Annotated in this window: 11 protein-coding genes; 7 read left to right on the top strand and 4 right to left on the bottom strand. The window is 73.8% G+C overall.

The window, feature by feature from the left end:
- Positions 1–81 precede the first annotated feature (81 nt).
- Entirely contained in the window at positions 82–1,257 is a 1,176-nt protein-coding gene (locus tag ACWD5O_RS00675; RefSeq protein ID WP_450084239.1) for a 5-(carboxyamino)imidazole ribonucleotide synthase, read from the top strand.
- 53 nt (positions 1,258–1,310) lie between these two features.
- Positions 1,311–1,802, top strand: coding sequence for a 5-(carboxyamino)imidazole ribonucleotide mutase (gene purE / locus ACWD5O_RS00670; protein ID WP_354962739.1), 492 nt, complete (start codon positions 1,311–1,313; stop codon positions 1,800–1,802).
- 290 nt (positions 1,803–2,092) lie between these two features.
- On the opposite strand, the gene ACWD5O_RS00665 is transcribed toward purE, so the two are convergent.
- Positions 2,093–6,988 (bottom strand): SCO7613 C-terminal domain-containing membrane protein, encoded by a 4,896-nt coding sequence (locus ACWD5O_RS00665; protein ID WP_450084238.1) that lies wholly within the window; start codon positions 6,986–6,988, stop codon positions 2,093–2,095.
- Between the two features lie 150 nt (positions 6,989–7,138).
- Complete coding sequence (locus ACWD5O_RS00660; protein WP_354962741.1) at positions 7,139–8,566, bottom strand: UDP-glucose dehydrogenase family protein; 1,428 nt, start codon at positions 8,564–8,566, stop codon at positions 7,139–7,141.
- Between the two features lie 249 nt (positions 8,567–8,815).
- Here ACWD5O_RS00660 and ACWD5O_RS00655 point away from each other — a divergent pair, with 249 nt between their 5' ends.
- Both ACWD5O_RS00655 and ACWD5O_RS00650 read left to right on the top strand, forming a co-directional pair.
- Complete coding sequence (locus ACWD5O_RS00655) at positions 8,816–9,985, top strand: acyl-CoA dehydrogenase family protein (RefSeq protein WP_354962742.1); 1,170 nt, start codon at positions 8,816–8,818, stop codon at positions 9,983–9,985.
- A 262-nt stretch (positions 9,986–10,247) separates the two neighbouring features.
- A complete protein-coding gene (locus ACWD5O_RS00650) occupies positions 10,248–11,540 on the top strand; it encodes a multidrug effflux MFS transporter (RefSeq protein WP_354962743.1) in 1,293 nt (430 codons plus the stop codon).
- Positions 11,541–11,593: 53 nt separating this feature from the next.
- Here the strand turns inward: ACWD5O_RS00650 and ACWD5O_RS00645 are convergent, their stop codons facing one another.
- Positions 11,594–12,259, bottom strand: coding sequence for a hypothetical protein (locus ACWD5O_RS00645; RefSeq protein WP_387323328.1), 666 nt, complete (start codon positions 12,257–12,259; stop codon positions 11,594–11,596).
- 23 nt (positions 12,260–12,282) lie between these two features.
- Between ACWD5O_RS00645 and ACWD5O_RS00640 the strand changes: the two genes are divergently transcribed.
- Both ACWD5O_RS00640 and ACWD5O_RS00635 read left to right on the top strand, forming a co-directional pair.
- Entirely contained in the window at positions 12,283–12,801 is a 519-nt protein-coding gene (locus ACWD5O_RS00640; RefSeq protein ID WP_354962745.1) for an acyl-CoA thioesterase, read from the top strand.
- Between the two features lie 158 nt (positions 12,802–12,959).
- Positions 12,960–14,939 (top strand): acetoacetate--CoA ligase, encoded by a 1,980-nt coding sequence (locus ACWD5O_RS00635; protein ID WP_450084237.1) that lies wholly within the window; start codon positions 12,960–12,962, stop codon positions 14,937–14,939.
- Between the two features lie 51 nt (positions 14,940–14,990).
- On the opposite strand, the gene ACWD5O_RS00630 is transcribed toward ACWD5O_RS00635, so the two are convergent.
- Complete coding sequence (locus tag ACWD5O_RS00630) at positions 14,991–15,680, bottom strand: TIGR03089 family protein (protein WP_354962747.1); 690 nt, start codon at positions 15,678–15,680, stop codon at positions 14,991–14,993.
- 154 nt (positions 15,681–15,834) lie between these two features.
- On the opposite strand from ACWD5O_RS00630, the gene ACWD5O_RS00625 reads away from it, so the two are divergent.
- On the top strand, positions 15,835–16,980 hold the full coding sequence (locus ACWD5O_RS00625; RefSeq protein ID WP_354962748.1) for a glycosyltransferase family 4 protein: 1,146 nt from the start codon (positions 15,835–15,837) through the stop codon (positions 16,978–16,980).
- Positions 16,981–16,995: the final 15 nt, after the last annotated feature.

The raw sequence follows: 16,995 nt of genomic DNA, 5'->3' as shown, positions 1-16,995 counted from the left end.
GCGCTTCCCGGACGGACCCAGCCGCGCGAGCGCCGGCCCTGCGGGTGGCCGCGCCGGCGGCCCGGATAGGCTGGCCGCGCTATGGATTCCCGTACCGGTCTGCCTGTTGTCGGCATGGTGGGTGGCGGCCAGCTGGCCCGGATGACCCACCAGGCCGCGATCGCCCTCGGCCAGTCACTGCGCGTACTCGCGGTCGCCCCCGACGACGGCGCGGCGCTGGTCGCCGCCGACGTCCAGTACGGCGACCACACCGACCTGGCCGCACTGCGCACCTTCGCCAAGGGCTGCGACGTGGTCACCTTCGACCACGAGCACGTGCCCACCGAGCACATCCGCACGTTGGCGGCGGAGGGCGTGACCCTGCACCCCCCGGCGGACGCGCTGTTGCACGCCCAGGACAAGCGGATCATGCGGGAACGCCTGGCCGAGCTGGGCGCGCCCAACCCGGCGTGGCAGCCGGTGGGTGACCCCGCCGACCTGGTCGGCTTCGGCGAGCAGGTCGGCTGGCCGGTGGTGCTCAAGGCGGCCCAGGGTGGCTACGACGGCCGAGGGGTCTGGCTGGTCGACGACGCCACCCAGGCCACCGAGCTGGCCCGGACGCTGCTCGCCGGCGGCACCCGGCTGATCGTCGAGGAGCGGGTGCCGCTGCGCCGGGAGCTGGCCGTGCAGGTGGCCCGCTCGCCGTTCGGCCAGGTGGCCGCGTACCCCGTCGTCGAGACGGTGCAGCGGGACGGCATCTGCGTGGAGGTGCTGGCCCCGGCGCCCGGCCTGGACGAGGAACTGGCGGTCACCGCCCAGCAGCTCGCCATCGACCTGGCCACCGCGCTCGGCGTGGTCGGCCTGCTCGCGGTGGAACTCTTCGAGGTGCGCGACGCGGCCGGCCGACCGGCGATCGTGGTCAACGAGCTGGCGATGCGTCCGCACAACTCCGGGCACTGGACCATCGAGGGGGCCCGGACCTCCCAGTTCGAGCAGCACCTGCGGGCGGTGCTCGACTACCCGATGGGTGACACGGCGCTGGCCGCGCCGGTCGTGGTGATGGCGAACGTGCTCGGCGGCGAGCCGGGCGGGATGTCGATCGACGAGCGGCTGCACCACCTCTTCGCGGCCGAGCCGGGGGCCAAGGTGCACCTCTACGGCAAGCAGGTGCGGCCCGGCCGCAAGATCGGGCACGTCACGGTGCTCGGCGACGACCTGGACGACGTACGGGCGCGGGCCGCCCGGGCCGCGCGCTGGCTGCGCGAGGGGCACGAGTGACCGCGAAGCGTGCGCCGGCGAGCCCCGCGGTCGCGAACGGAGGGGGTACCGGAGTGAGCACGGTTGGGCTGATCATGGGCAGTGACTCGGACTGGCCGACCATGCGGGCCGCCGCCGAGGTGCTGGACGACTTCGGGGTGCCGTACGAGGTCCGCGTGATCTCGGCGCACCGGACTCCGGTTGCCATGATCGAGTACGGCCGCGACGCCGCTGACCGGGGCCTCAAGGTGATCATCGCCGGTGCCGGTGGGGCCGCGGCGCTGCCCGGCATGGTGGCTTCGGTGACCCCGCTGCCGGTGATCGGCGTTCCGGTGCCGTTGAAGCACCTCGACGGCATGGACTCGCTGCTGTCCATCGTGCAGATGCCCGCCGGGATCCCGGTGGCCACCGTCTCGATCGGCAACGCCCGCAACGCCGGCCTGCTGGCCGTGCGGATCCTCGGCGCGGCCGACGAGCACCTGCGCGCCAAGATGACGACCTACCAGCAGGACCTGGAAAACCTGGTAGCCGCCAAGGAAGCCGCCCTCCAGGCCACCCTGAGCTAACCCGGGGCGTGCCCCGGCCATCGGGGGTCATGGCCGGTGGTTCGGGCCGTGGGGGTTTCGGGGGGAGCCCACCCGCTCCGGGCGGTCAGGCTTGATCCCGCCGCGGGCCGGCGGCCGGCTCGGCGAACCAGGGCCGCAGCGGGCGGACCCGCAGCGGGGGCGGCGCCCGCGCACGCACCCGCCCCGCTCACCGCAGCCGACGTACGTACCCGGCACGCCGCCCCGCAACCGACGCACGTACCCGGCACGCTCAGCGTGCCCACTCATTCACGCCGCAGGGACCCTCAGATTCATCTCATGCCGCGTAGGGCGGTTTGTAGGCGTTCCTGGGCGCGGCGGCGGCGTTCGTTGCTGGCGCCGAGGATCAGCAACAGGATGCCCACCGGGATCAGCGCCAGCCACGGGCCGAGGCTGAACAGCGCGTGGATCGCGGTGATCGCGGTGACCGACGCGCCGACGATCACCGGGGCCTGCTGCCGGCTGGACGAGCCGAAGACCAGCACCGCGACCGCGCCGAGCAGCAGCAGCATCTGTCGCAGCGTGCTGGACTCGGTGGCCAGCACGATCGCCAGGGTGGGCACGAACGCGGCGACCAGGGCCGGCCCGTACGCCACCCAACTGCTCATGTCGGACCGCTGGCGCAGCTCCAGCACCCCGACCAGCAGGGCCAGCGCGGCGAAGGGCAGCGTGTACGCCTCGGGCAGCGCCACGTCGGCGACACGCATCAGGATCCACCAGGCGGTGATCTCGCAGGCCACCACCGCCCAGAACAGGATCCGCCGTTCCACCGGCCGGCGACCGGGTCGTGTCGCCGCGACCCCGAGGACCGCGCCCCAGGCGGCCAGCAGGGCGGCGATGTGCCGGGGCGAGTCGAAGGCGAGGGCCAGCGCGATCAGCGCCGCCGCGTATCCGCTCCATTCCACGGTCGCGGCCTCGCGTTGGGCCTCCGGACGGCGAAGCCGGGGCAGGGTCGCCGCGAACACCTGCAGGACCGCTCCGACCGCGAGGACCCCGAACGCGGACCAGACCGCGGCCAGCCCGGCGACCAGGCCAGCGGTGAGCACGAAGAGCTGCGCCATCAGCGAGGCGAAGAGCCAGCCGAGAATGCGGGCCCGTTGGGTGGTGCCGTACAGCGCCGCCACCACGCCCACGCCGACCGCGCCGCCGAGGGTGAACAGGGTCAGCTCCCGGGTGGCCAGGCTGCCAGCCAGCCCCGCGCCCCCGGCGGCCAGGCCGATGACGAAGACCAGCACCCGGGTCAGCCGCAGCGAGCGGGCCGGCTCGACCAGCGGCGGAGGCGGGGTCAGTGCGAGGCCGAGCATCGCGATGGTGAAGACCGAGAGCGCGGCGAGGGCGCTCGCCGGCCAACCGTTGCCCAGCGCGATGGGGGCGATCAGCAGCGTGACGGCGGCGCCGGGCAGCACCACCGGCACGGCCCGGGACCGCCGTCCGCCGCTGAACCCGGTGGCGGCCAGCGCCGCGGTCGCGGTGAGCAGCAGCGCGGTCAGCACGTGGGTCGGGTCGACGACGTCCGGCGGCGGGGTGAGCAGTTCCGGTGGCGGACCCTGCCAGATGCGGGTCAGCGTGCGGTGCGGATCGACCAGGGCGGTGACCAGGGCGGGTGTGATCGAGGCGAGCGCGAGGGCGGTCGGCAGGGCCGCCGCGGCCAGCGCGCCGGCGGACGGGCTGACCCGCCACCGCCGCCGCTCCGAGTCGTCCGGCAACCGCCGTAGCGCGCCGTCGAGCAGCACCGCCCAGCGCCGGACCGGCTGGGCCGAGCCGGTCGGCGGCACGGTGGCCGCGCGGATCAGCTCGGCCAGTACGCCGAGCAGCGCCGCGGCGGCCGCGTAGACGCCCGAGGCGAGGCCGGTGGGGATGGCCGCCAGCGCGCTGATGGTGGCCCCGCCGACCACGGCCACACTGACCCAGGGCAGGTATTGCGGGACGTGTCGGCGGACCGCGGCCACGGCGGCCAGGCCGAGGCTGGACGCGGCCAGCGCGGCGGTCAGCACCACCTGTGCCGAGTGTTCGAACTCGGCGGCCAGCGCCGCCAACGCGCCGGGCAGGGCCAGCAGCGCCGCGCCGACCGCCGCACCGCCGATCTGCACCAGGTGCGGCGGCATCCCCTCGGTCGCGATGTCGGTCACCTGCGGGCCGGCCAGCACGCGGGCCAGCGCGGCCACCACGACGCCGATCAGCGCGATGCTGCCCAGCGCCAGCGCGGTGGTCCACGGCCGGACCAGGCCGGTGCCGGCGGCGTGCAGCGCGACCACGCCGGCCACGGTGGCCCGGGACAGGCCGGCCCGGGCCTCCTCCGTCGCCACCGCGGCCATCCCGTAGACCGTGGCGACCATTCCGCCAACCAGGACCGGTGTCCACCAGGGCAGGTCGAACGCGGCGGGCGCGCCGATCGTGGCCAGCACCACCGCGGCGCCGGACACGTCCCACCGCCATGGAGGCGGGAGCAGAATGCCGGCGGCGACGGCCAGCAGGGCCAGCGCGACCGGGGCCTGCCAGGTGGCGCCACCGGTCGGCGCGGCCGGCCAGCCGCTCAGGTCGCCGTCCCAGATCGGGCCGGGGGTCGCCAGCACACCGAGCCCACCGCGCAGCGCCGTCCAACCGGCGAATACGCCGATCAGCAGGCCGCCGACGGTGATGCCGAGGATGGGCCCGCGCCGCCACTCCTCGGGCATGGCGCGGGCGCCGACGGCGACCACCAGCACCAGGCCGGCGGCGACCGCCAACTGCCCGCCCGGGGTCAGCACAGCGGCGATCCGGACCAGTGTGGCGATAAGGGCGGTGGTGACCGCTGCGGCGGCCAGGTCCGAGCCGTCCAGGGTGAGGTCGGAGCGCCGGCCGGCGTCGATCGACGGTGCCAGGAAGAGCAGCACAGCGGCGACCAGCAGCAGGGCGCCGACCCACGCGTCGGCGACGGTCGCCCCGGGCGCGCCGAAGGCGGCGGCGGTGACCACCAGAGCGCCCAGCCCGGTGCCGACGGACAGCGGCGCCGGGATGCGCCGCTGGGACACCTGCACCACAGCGGCGTAGCCGAGGGTCACGCAGACCGCGAGGAAACTCGCGGCCAGCACCGGGACGGTCACCTCGCGCAGGCTGGCCGGGGTGGGCGTCGGGTCGGTGGGCACGGTGGCCGCCACGAACGCGGCGACGGCCCCGGGCAGCGCGAACGCCGCGCCCCCGGCGGCCCAGGCGGACACCGTGTCGGCGGCGGCCGAGGCGATCCGGACCCGGGGCGCCAACGCGACCAGAGCGCCGGCCGCGAAGAGGGTGAGCAGGACCGCGGCGGTGAGCGTCGGCCCGGCCAGGCTGGCGCCCGCTCCGAACAGGCCCACCACGGCGGCCCCGACGGCGTGCGCCAGCGCGGCCCGGCTGGTCCGCGCGGAGAGGCCGATCACCCCGATGCCGACGGCGGTGAGCACCATCGGCCAGGGTGCCGACGCCCAGCCGAGACCGAACGAGGCCGGCACCGCCAGCGCGGTCAGCGCCGCACCGGCGACGGCGAACTCGCGGCGGATGTCCGGCGGCAGGGCCAGCACCGCGGCGATGGTGAGCAGGAACGCGGCGGCTGCGAGCTGCCAGGTGGTCGGGCCGACCGCGGCGGCCAGCTCGGCCGGGTACCGGTCGAGGTCGGCGCCCCAGGCGGGCAGCGACGCCCGGACCGGGGCCACGCCGGCGCGCAGCGCGCCCCCGGCGACCACCAGCCCGCTGACGGTGAGCGCCACCGCCGAGGCGACCTGCGGGCCGCGCCGGGCGGCCTCGGGGACCGCGCGCACGGCCAGCCCGGTCACCGTGATGACCGCCGCGATCAGCAGCAGAGCCCGGCCGGGCAGCGCCACCGAGGCGATCCGGCCGAGCGTCCCGATCACGGCCAGGGTGAGGATGCCGGCCGCGACGTCGGGCAGCGGTGGGCGGCGCAGCACCAGCGCGCCGCCCAACCCGACCGTGGCGGCCAGCAGCAGCGCCATCCCGGCGCCCGCCGCCGCCGGCACGGTCTCCGCCCGGAGCAGGGCGGTGACGGCGTACGCCAGGGCGACGGCGACCGCCACCCCGTGGAGCAGCCAGATCAGCTCGCGCAGACCGGGCACCGGGCGCACCGGCCGGGTGACGGCGGCCCCCGGGTCGGCATCGATCAGCTCGGCGGCCTCCTCCGGGTCGCCCTCGGGCCGGCTCTCGGCGTCGCGTTGCCGGGGCGCTGGCGGCGTGCCCGGGTCCGGGAGGTCCTGCCGGACGGGTCGCTCCACCGTCACCCCGGAGCGGGTCAGCCAGAGGTCGAGGAGGGCGACCAGGGTGAGCACCACGGCCCAGCCGCCCGGCCCGGTGATCCGGTCGTACGCCAGCAGCGGCAGCACCGGCTGCGCGGCGAGCACGGTGGCGAACCGGGGTGTGCGCAGGCCCGTCCAGCCGGCGTACCCGAACGCGACGGCGGCGGTGACCGCGAAGATCACTCCGGCGAAGATCGCACCGGAGGCGCCGCCGTTGCCGATCCGGTCCACCGCCCACAGGGCGTTTCCGGCAAGCGGCACCAGCAGCAGGCCGACCGCGGAGATCGTCTCGGCGGTCGAGGTGAGACCGCGTCGGGCCAGCGCCGGCGGGGCGAGCAGCATCAGCACCGTGGCGAGGAGCAGGATGCCGAGCCGGGCCAGCGCGTCCATCGAGCTGGTCGCCACCGCGGCGAAGACCACCGCGGCCACCCCGAGCAGCAGCGCGCCCAGCCCGAGCGGGATGTTCTGCACCTCGCGGGAGGACGCCTCCGGGGGGTGCTCGGGGTCGTCCGCGTCGAGCCAGGACGCCTGGGGCGGAAGCGGTGGCTGGTCCTCCCCGGTGGGTGGGGTGCCCTGACGGGGCACCCGGGGCGGGGCGCCGGTGGCGGCGGTCGGCGGCCGGCGGCTGGGACGGCGGCGCAGCACCCGCCGCGGCCTGGTGGCCTGCTTGACTCGTTCCTCACCGGCGTGCGCGAGGATGTCCCGCTGGAAGAGCGCGGCCTGCATCTTGGCGGCGATCTGCCGCTGCTCGCGGGCGATGGCGGCGTCGCGCGCCTTCATCTCCGCGATCGAGCGCTCGATGTCGGCCAGGTGTTCGACCCACTGGGCCTGATCGGCCCCGCAGTGCGGGCAGCGGACGGCCGGCTTGATCTCCCGGCCGCACGAGGAGCACTGAAAGGTCGCCACGACACCCCTCCACCCGCACTGTGGACTCCCACTGTCGCAGCATGCCCAAAGCTGGCGCGGATTTCGACACTTGTCGGCGGGTCCGGGGCAAACAACGACACCGGCCGGCCACGGAGAGGCACTCCGCGACCGGCCGGTGGGTGCGATCCGTCAGGGGCGGCCCATGCCCCGGTACTCCCAGCCGGCCTGGGTCCACAGTGCGGAGTCGAGGCAGTTGCGGCCGTCGACCACCTTGCGACCGGCGACCAGCTCGCCGAGGGCGACCGGGTCGGCGTTGCGGAAGTCGGCCCACTCGGTGAGGACGCAGACCAGGTCGGCTCCGGTGACCGCCTCGTTGATGCCGGTCTCGTAGGTGAGCTCGGGTACCGCGCGGCGCGCGTTCTCGGTGCCCTGCGGGTCGTACACGTGCACGTCGGCGCCGGCCTTCTGCAACAGCGCGGCGACGGCGAGCGCCGGGGCGTCGCGGACGTCGTCGGTGTTGGGCTTGAAGGTGGCGCCCAGCACGGCGATCCGGGTGCCGGAGAAGTCCGGGCCGGCCGGCCCGGAGCGGCGGCCGAGCAGGTCCGCGGCGAGCTGGAGCACCCGGGTACGGCGGCGCAGGTTGATCAGGTCGACCTCGTGCAGGAAGCGCAGCGCCTCCCCGGCGCCCAGCTCCTGAGCCCGCGCCTGGAAGGCCCGAATGTCCTTGGGCAGGCAGGCGCCGCCGAAGCCGAGGCCGGCCTGGAGGAACCGGTTGCCGATCCGCGGGTCGTAGCCGATCGCCCGGGCCAGCTGGGTGACGTCGCCGCCGGAGGCCTCGCAGACCTCGGCCATCGCGTTGATGAAGGAGATCTTGGTGGCCAGGAACGCGTTTGCGGCGACCTTGACCAGCTCGGCGGTCGCGAAGTCGGTGACCACGAGGGGCACCTCGCGGTCCTCGGTGGCGGCCAGGTCGAACACGCCCTTGTGCGCGGCGTAGAGCATGCCGTTGGCCCACTCGCTCTTCACGCCGACCACGATCCGGTTCGGGCGCAGCACGTCGTCGACGGCGAAGCCCTCCTGGAGGAACTCGGGGCTCCACGCCACCTCGACACCCAGGTCGTTGGGGGTGTGCTTGCCGACCAGCTGCTCCACCCAGTCGGCGGTGCCCACCGGCACGGTGGACTTGCCGACGATCAGGGACTTGCGGGTCAGGTGCTGCGCCAGGCTGGTCACCGACGCCTCGACGTACGACAGGTCGGCGCCCATTCCGTCGGCCCGCTGGGGGGTGCCGACGCAGATGAAGTGCACGTCGCCGAACTCGGCGGTCTCCGCGATGTCGGTGCTGAACCGCAGCCGGCCGGCGGCCAGGTTGCGCTTGAGCAGCTCGTCCAGGCCCGGCTCGTGGATCGGCACCTGACCGGCGTTCAGCATCGCGATCTTGTCGGCGTCCACGTCGAAGCCGAGCACCTCGTACCCCAGCTCGGCATAGCAGATGGCGTACGTCGCACCCAGGTAACCGGTCCCCAGGAACGTCACCCGCGGACGGGGCGCGCCCGAGGGCGGCGTCACCGTGGCGATGGCGGGGGTCGGCTGGATGGTGGGATAGGGGATCGTCACGCCTGTCTTCTCCGCTCGCACTGGCGGCGCTTCGTCGCGTCGCATTCTGCTGCGGCGCCTGGCCGGGCACCGGAGGGGTGGCTCATTGTCTGTCTTCCATCATCGCTCGGCGGCCGGGATGCTCCGTCGAACCTGTACCTACGCGCCGGTAACATCCACCCGAACTGCAGTCGCTATCCTTCAGTCTGCGCGGTCGAGGTCAGGCGAGGCTACAGACTGCGCATGATAGCGGTGAAGAGGAGGGCCAACGTGGCCGCAGGCGAGTCGTTCGACGTCTACCGGTTGCCGGAGGAACACGAGGCGATCCGGGAGGCGGTCCGGGAGGTCTGCACGGCGAAGGTGGCTCCGCACGCCGCCGAGGCCGACGACACCGGTGAGTTCCCGAAGGCGTCCTACGACGCTCTGCGGGCGGCCGACTTCCACGCCCCGCACATCCCCGAGGAGTACGGCGGCGCGGGCGCGGACGCGCTGGCCACCGCCATCGTGATCGAGGAGGTGGCGCGGGCCTGCGCGTCCTCCTCCCTGATCCCGGCGGTCAACAAGCTCGGCACGATGCCGCTGCTGCTGTCCGGCTCCGAGGAGCTCAAGCGGCGTTACCTGACGCCGGTGGCGGCTGGGGACGCGATGTTCTCGTACTGCCTCTCCGAGCCGGAGGCGGGCAGCGACGCGGCCTCGATGACCACCCGCGCGGTGCGTGACGGGGATCACTGGGTGCTCAACGGGGTGAAGCGCTGGATCACCAACGCCGGTGTCTCCGAGTTCTACACCGTCTTCGCGGTCACCGATCCGACCGCCCGGTCCCGGGGAATCTCGGCCTTCGTGGTCGAGAAGTCCGATGCCGGTGTGAGCTTCGGCGCGCCGGAGAAGAAGCTCGGCATCAAAGGCTCGCCCACCCGCGAGGTCTACCTGGACAACGTACGCATTCCGGCGGATCGCATCATCGGCGCGGAGGGCACCGGCTTCGCCACCGCGATGCGGACCCTCGACCACACCCGGGTCACCATCGCCGCTCAGGCCATCGGGATCGCGCAGGGCGCGCTCGACTACGCCAAGGGGTACGTCGCCGAGCGCCGGCAGTTCGGCAAGGCGGTCGCCGAGTTCCAGGGCGTCCAGTTCATGCTCGCCGACATGGGCATGAAGCTTGAGGCGGCCCGGCAGCTCACCTACGCCGCGGCCGGCAAGTCCGAGCGCGGCGACGCGGACCTGACGTACTTCGGCGCGGCGGCCAAGTGCTTCGCCTCGGACGCCGCCATGGAGATCACCACCGACGCGGTGCAGCTGCTCGGGGGCTACGGCTACACGCGGGATTACCCCGTCGAGCGGATGATGCGGGACGCCAAGATCACCCAGATCTACGAGGGCACCAACCAGGTGCAGCGGATCGTCATGGCGCGGCAACTGCTCAGCGGCGCTGTCTAGACGCCCGCCACCCGACCGTCGAGACCGACCGCCTCACCGCCGCCCGGCGGTGAGGCGGTCGGCGTTCGTACGTGAGTCCCCACACACCGACATCGTTGAACCGGTCAACGATGTTGGGGAGAAGGGAGAATCACCGAGCCTGATCGACCGATCATCCCGTTCACCCTGGCCGGCGCGTCCGCCGCCACCCTGCCTCGCCATCCACTCGCTGCCCAACGGCGGGCACGCCCAACGACGTCCTACGCCACGCAGAGAGATCGAGATGATGAAGCAGTTGGTGGAGAAGACCGGCCCCGACACCGCCTTCGAGCGGGAGGTGCTGCCCGGCGACCGGATGAGCAACCGACAGCGGGCGCAACTCGTGCTCGTGCTGGGCGCGATGATCGCGATCGGGCCGCTGACCATCGACATGTACCTGCCGGCGCTGCCCGCCATCACGGCCGGCCTGCAGACCACCGAGACCGCGGTGCAGTTGACGCTGACGGGCACGCTGCTCGGCCTCGCGCTGGGCCAGTTGCTCGTCGGGCCGCTCTCCGACGTGGTCGGGCGGCGGGCGCCCCTGCTGGCCGGGCTGGCCCTGCACGTTGCGGCATCCGTGCTGTGCGTGTTCGCACCCACCATCGCCGTGCTCGGCGTGCTGCGCGTCCTGCAGGGGCTCGGGGTGGCGGCCGCCACCGTGGTCGCCACCGCGGTCGTGCGCGACCTGTTCAGTGGCGCCTCGTTCGCCCGGATCTTCTCCCGGCTGATGCTGGTCATGGGACTGGCCCCGATCCTCGCGCCGACCCTGGGCAGCGGCCTGCTGCGCTGGACCGAATGGCGGGGCGTCTTCGCGGCGCTGGCCGTGCTCGGCGCGCTGCTGATCGTCGTCGCCGCGTTGCGGCTGCCGGAGACCCTTCCCGTGGCGCGCCGTCGGCGCGGCGGCGTGGGGGCGACCCTGCGGGACTACCGGCGGCTGCTCAACGACCGGGCGTTCGTCGGTCTGGTGCTGGTCGCCGGGCTGGCCATGGCCGCGCTGTTCGCGTACGTCTCCGGGTCGTCCTTCGTGCTCCAGGAGCAGTACGGCCTCAACGAGCAGCAGTTCGGGCTGGCCTTCGGGGCGGGCGCGGTCGGTCTGATCGGGGCCACCCAGTTCAACGTCCGGCTGCTGCGCCGCTACACCCCGCAGCAGATCCTGATCAGCGCCCTGATCGCCGGGACCGCGGCCGGGCTGCTGCTGGTGATGTTCGCCGCGACCGGCCTCGGTGGTCTGGGCACGCTGCTCGCGTCGCTGTGGCTGGTCCTCGCCGCGGCGGGCCTGGCCCTGCCGAACGCGCCGGCGCTGGCGATGACCCGGCACAGCGAGGCCGCCGGAACCGCCGCCGCGCTGCTCGGCGCCGTGCAGTTCGGCATCGGTGCGCTGTCGGCGCCCCTGGTCGGCCTGTTCGGCACCGGGAGCGTGCCGATGGCGATCGTGATCGCGGGCGGCATGGCCGCGGCGACGCTGGTCATGCTCCTCGTCGTTCCCCGCGCCGAGCTCGGCGCCGTCGACCCGGACCTGGCCGTCGCACTGCACTAGGTGTTCTGTCCAGAGAGGTTGGGGGCGGGCCGGTCGCCCGGCCCGCCCCACGGTCAACGGATCTCGGTGGTGTCCTCAGGCCGCGGCTGGCCGCGCGGCGGCGCGGACCACGGCGACTCGCCACCCACCCGACGGGGCAGTGGGTCGGTCGGCGTCGGATCGGCCGGGTAACCCAGGCTGGGCGGGGTGGCGTCGCGCTCGGCGGGCTCGGGCGGTGGCCAGTCGGTCAGGGTGAAGTCGTCGCTCCGGGGGCCACCCGTCGACGCCGGTGCCGTGGCCGGCTCGGTCACCGGACGCGGCCACTGCTGCCAACGTTGCCTGCTGAACGCCGCCATCAGCAGCAGCAGGCCGATCAGGAAGAGGGTGCCGTTCTCCACCGGAAGACGCAGCGGCAGGGGATCGCCGAGAACCTTCCACCCGTGCGGGATCGCGTCCCGCACCTCGAACGGCGCCACGAACATCCCGACGTACGGGGTGACCAGCAGCAGCCCGGCCACCAGCGTGCCCAGCGGCGAGACGCGCAGTGTGCCGAGAAGGCCCAGCAGGACACCGCCGACACCGAGGTACACGGCCGGCTCGATCAGGTTGGCGGTGTTGAACGTGCCGATCTCCACCCAGCGGTCGACCGTCCGGCTCGACCCGTCCTGCCCGAGTGTGACCAGTACCCAGGTGATGGGCACCACCACCAGCCCGGCGAGGAAGCTCCAGAGATGTCGCATCCGCGCACCGTACCGTTTCCGGCATGACCGAGCACCTCTCCGCCGCTCCGACCGGCAAGCCGACGTCGTACTCCCGCGTCACCCTGAGCAAGATCATGACCGCCGTCGACGTGAACCTGTACGGCACCGTGCACGGCGGGGTCCTGATGAAGTTCGTCGACGACGTGGCGGGGGCCGCGGCCGCCCGGCACAGCGGCGGGACCGCGGTGACGGCGGCGATCGACGAGATCGTCTTCTCCGAGGCGGTCCGGGTCGGCGACCTGGTGCACGCGCACGCCCAGGTGAACTGGACCGGGCAGACCTCGATGGAGGTGGGCGTGCGGGTGGTCGCCGAACGGTGGGACTCCGCCGAGGACGCGCCGGTCCGGGTGGCCACCGCGTACCTGGTCTTCGTCGGAGTGGACGTGGGCGGAGCCCCGCGGGCGGTCCGCCCGGTGCTCCCCGAGACGCCGGAGGACGAGCGCCGGTACCGGGAGGCCGAGATCCGCCGTGCGCACCGCCTCGCCCGCCGCCGCGCCATCCAGGCCCACCGCGCCGGCTGAGCTGTCCTCGCTGCTTCCCACATGCGTGGGTGGGGTGGAGTGTGGGGTGGGCACGCATCGGTGCTCGTACCCGGTGCGCAGAATGGCGCTTCGAGGTAGGGCAAGATGGCGCCACGGCCCATTCACAGTGTCGTGCCGGGCCAGGGGAGGGTGGAGCAGTGGGTGATGTGCTGTGGACGCCGCCGGCGGACGTACGCGAGCGGTCCCGGATCGGCGGCTACCTGCGCTGGCTGCGAGAGCACCGCGGGCTGGACTTCGCTGACTACGACGCGCTGTGGCGCTGGTCGGTCACCGACCTGGACGGGTTCTGGCGATCCATCTGGGACCACTTCGAGGTGGTGGCGCACACCCCGCCGACCGCCACGCTGGCCGAGCGGGGGATGCCCGGTGCCCGCTGGTTCCCCGGGGCCACGCTGAACTACGCGGAGAACGTGCTGCGGATGCCGGGGCGGACCGACGACGACCCGGTGGTGATCGCGCACGGGCAGACCCGCGCGCCGGTCACGCTGACCGCCGGGGAGCTGCGCGAGCAGGTCCGCCGGGTGGCGGCCGGGCTGCGCCGGCTCGGCGTCACCGCCGGTGACCGGGTGGCGGCGTACGCCCCGAACATTCCTGAGACGTACGTCCTGCTGCTGGCCACCGCCAGCCTGGGGGCGACCTTCTCGTCCTGCGCACCCGAGTTCGGCACCCGCAGCGTCACCGACCGCTGGCAGCAGATCGAGCCGACCGTGCTGGTCGCCGTGGACGGCTACCGGTACGGCGACAAGCCGGTGGACCGCCGCGCCGAGGTCGCCGCCATCCGGGCCGCCCTGCCGTCGGTGCGGCACACCGTCAGCATCGGCTACCTGGACCCGAAGGCCGCCCCGGAGGACGCGCTGGGCTGGGCCGACCTGGCCGCGCCCACCGACGAGCCACTGACGTTCACGCCGGTGCCGTTCGACCACCCGCTGTACGTGCTCTACTCCTCGGGCACCACCGGGCTGCCCAAGCCGATCGTGCACGGCCACGGCGGCATCCTGCTGGAGCACCTGAAGATGCTCGCCCTGCACCACGACCTGGGCCCGGCCGACCGGTTCTTCTGGTTCACCACCACCGGGTGGATGATGTGGAACTTCCTGGTCTCCGGCCCGGCGGTCGGCGCGACCATCGTGCTCTTCGACGGCAACCCGGGCCACCCCGACCTGGGTGGGCTGTGGCGGCTGGCGGCGGAGACCGGCACCACGTACTTCGGCACCTCGGCGCCGTTCCTGCTGGCCTGCCGCAAGGCCGGGCTGGTGCCGCGGGAGGTCGCGGACCTGTCCGCGCTGCGCGCGGTCGGCTCCACCGGTGCGCCGCTGCCCGCCGAGGGCTTCACCTGGGTGTACGAGACCGTCGGCGACAACCTCCAACTCCAGTCCCTGTCGGGCGGCACCGACGTGTGCACCGGCTTCGTCGGCGGGGTGCCGCTGCTGCCGGTGTACGCCGGCGAGATCGCCTGCCGGGCGTTGGGCGCCAAGGTGGAGGCTCGCTCCGCCGACGGCACCCCGGTGATCGGCGAGCTGGGTGAGCTGGTGATCACCGAGCCGATGCCGAGCATGCCGGTGGGCTTCTGGAACGACCCGGACGGCACCCGCTACCGGGAGGCCTACTTCGACGTCTACCCGGGCGTCTGGCGGCACGGCGACTGGATCACCATCAACGACCGGGGCGGCTGCGTGATCACCGGACGCTCGGACGCCACCCTCAACCGTGGCGGGGTGCGGCTGGGCACCGCCGAGTTCTACTCCGTGGTCGAGGGGCTGGACGAGGTGGTCGACTCGGTCGTCGTGCACCTGGAGGACGACGAGGGCGGTGCCGGCGAGCTGCTGCTCTTCGTGGTGCTCGCCGAGGGTCTGGAGCTGGACGACCCGATGCGCGCGAAGATCTGCCGCGAGCTGCGCACGGCGCTGTCCCCCCGGCACGTGCCCGACGAGATCCACCAGGTGCGCGCGGTGCCCCGCACCCTCTCGGCGAAGAAGCTGGAGGTTCCGGTCAAGAAGATCCTCACCGGCACCCCGGTCGACCAGGCCGCCGCCAAGGGTGCCCTGGCCAACCCCGAGTCCCTGACGTCCTTCGCCACCTTCGCCGAACGCCGAGCCACCGACAACACGCCTGCCTGAAAACTGCGGTCACACCCGCGGGCCCTGCACGCCGCCGGACGCCCAGCCGGGTCACGGGAGGGTGTGGGTGACCTTTTCCGTGGTTTGGCGGGTGGCCAGGCGGGCCGGGTCGAGGTTCGCGCAGAGGACGACGGTGGCGGCCCGAGTGAGCGGGGCCAGCAGCCAGTCGACCGGGTCGGGGTACCGGGCGGCGTCGATGAGGACGCGAGCGCCGGCCTCGATGCCCAGCTCCGCGGCGCGGGCCTCGGCGCGGGCCAGCAGGGGAGCGTCAGCGGGGCCCGGTCCGGGCTGCGGGGTGAAGTGGTCGCCGTGCCGGCGCACCTCCACCACGTAGTCGCCGAACCCGGGTGGCACCTGCCGCAGCGGGGCGGCGAGCGGCGACAGCCCCAGGGCGTACCGCTCACCGGCGGACCAGGACTGCGCCTCGTCGAGGCGGTCGGCGGCGGCGAAGAGCACGTCCACGTCGCCCGGCGTGTCGACCACGCTCAGCTTGGCCGACCAGCAGCCCAGCAGCACCGCCGCGGTCTGCCAGTGCGGCGGCAGGAGCACGCCGGCCGGATCACCCAGGGCGAGGGCCACCTCGTCGACGAGGAGGTTGGCGGTCTTCGCCACCCAGTTCGCCAGTGTGGCGCCGGAGAGTTCGGTGCGGTCGCCGCTGCCGTCGTCGTACCAGGTCAGCAACGGTCGGGTCGGGTCGGTCGCGATCGCGTCGGCGAACACCTGGGCAATGTTGTCGGCCATCGGCGCGAACGATACGCCCCTGTGGGCCGTACTCGAAGACGATGACAAGTCGGCGTACCGTCGGGTCGCAGTCAGCGTCGGCCCCGTGCTCCGGCGTAGGCTTGCCCCCCGGAGTGTTGTTCCCCACGGACCCGCCAGTGCAAGGAGTCGCCCCGTGACCGCCGGTCGCCCGCCCCGCGTGCTCATCGACGCCACGAGTGTCCCCGCCGACCGTGGTGGTGTCGGTCGATACGTCGACGGTCTGCTCGGTGCCCTCGGCAAGGTGTGTGGGTCGGGGGTGGAGCTGGCGGTGGTCAGCCTCCGCACCGACCTCGAGCGGTACACGCGAATGCTGCCCGGCGCGGAGATCATCCCCGCCCCGGCCGCCGTCGCGCACCGCCCAGCGCGGCTCGCCTGGGAGCAGACCGGCCTGCCGCTGCTCGCTCAGCAGGTCGGCGCGCAAGTCCTGCACTCGCCCTTCTACACCTGCCCGCTGCGGGCCGGGTGCCCGGTTACGGTCACCGTGCACGACGCGACGTTCTTCACCGAGCCGGAGCACTACGACAAGTCCCGCCGGACCTTCTTCCGCAGCGCCATCAAGACCTCGTTGCGCCGGGCGGACCGGGTGATCGTGCCCAGCAAGGCCACCCGGGACGAGCTGATCCGGCTGCTCGACGCCGACCCGACCCGGATCGACGTGGCCTACCACGGGGTCGACCACGCCGCCTTCCACGCGCCCAGCGAGGAGGAGAAGGCCCGGGTGCGCGCCCGCCTGGGGTTGGGCAACAGCAGCTACATCGCCTTCCTCGGCGCCAAGGAGCCGCGCAAGAACGTACCCAACCTGATCCGCGGTTGGGCCCGGGCGGTGGCCGACCGGGTCGACCCACCGGCCCTGGTGATCGCCGGTGGCCAGGGGCACGACGACGACATCGACCGGGCGGTGGCCGAGGTCCCGTCCCACCTGCGGCTGCTGCGCCCCGGCTACCTGCGCTACGGCGACCTGCCCGGCTTCCTCGGCGGCGCGCTGGTCGCGGCCTACCCCTCCTACGGCGAGGGGTTCGGGCTGCCGATCCTGGAGGCGATGGCCTGCGCCGCCCCCGTGCTGACCACGCCCCGGCTCTCGCTGCCCGAGGTGGGCGGCGACGCCGTCGCGTACACCTCGGAGGATCCGGAGCAGATCGGCACCGACCTGGCCGCCCTGCTGGACGACGAGCAGCGCCGATTGTCGCTGGCGAAGGCCGGTTTCGACCGGGCCAAGGAGTTCACCTGGGAGTCCAGCGCCGAGGTGCACATCGCCGCGTGGAGCCGCGCCCGGTCGTGACCGTCCGGGCGCCGG

Source organism: Micromonospora sp. NPDC005161 (genome assembly GCF_053599855.1).
The sequence above is the reverse complement of the archived record's forward strand: the minus strand, read 5'-3'. Positions and strand labels throughout refer to the sequence as shown.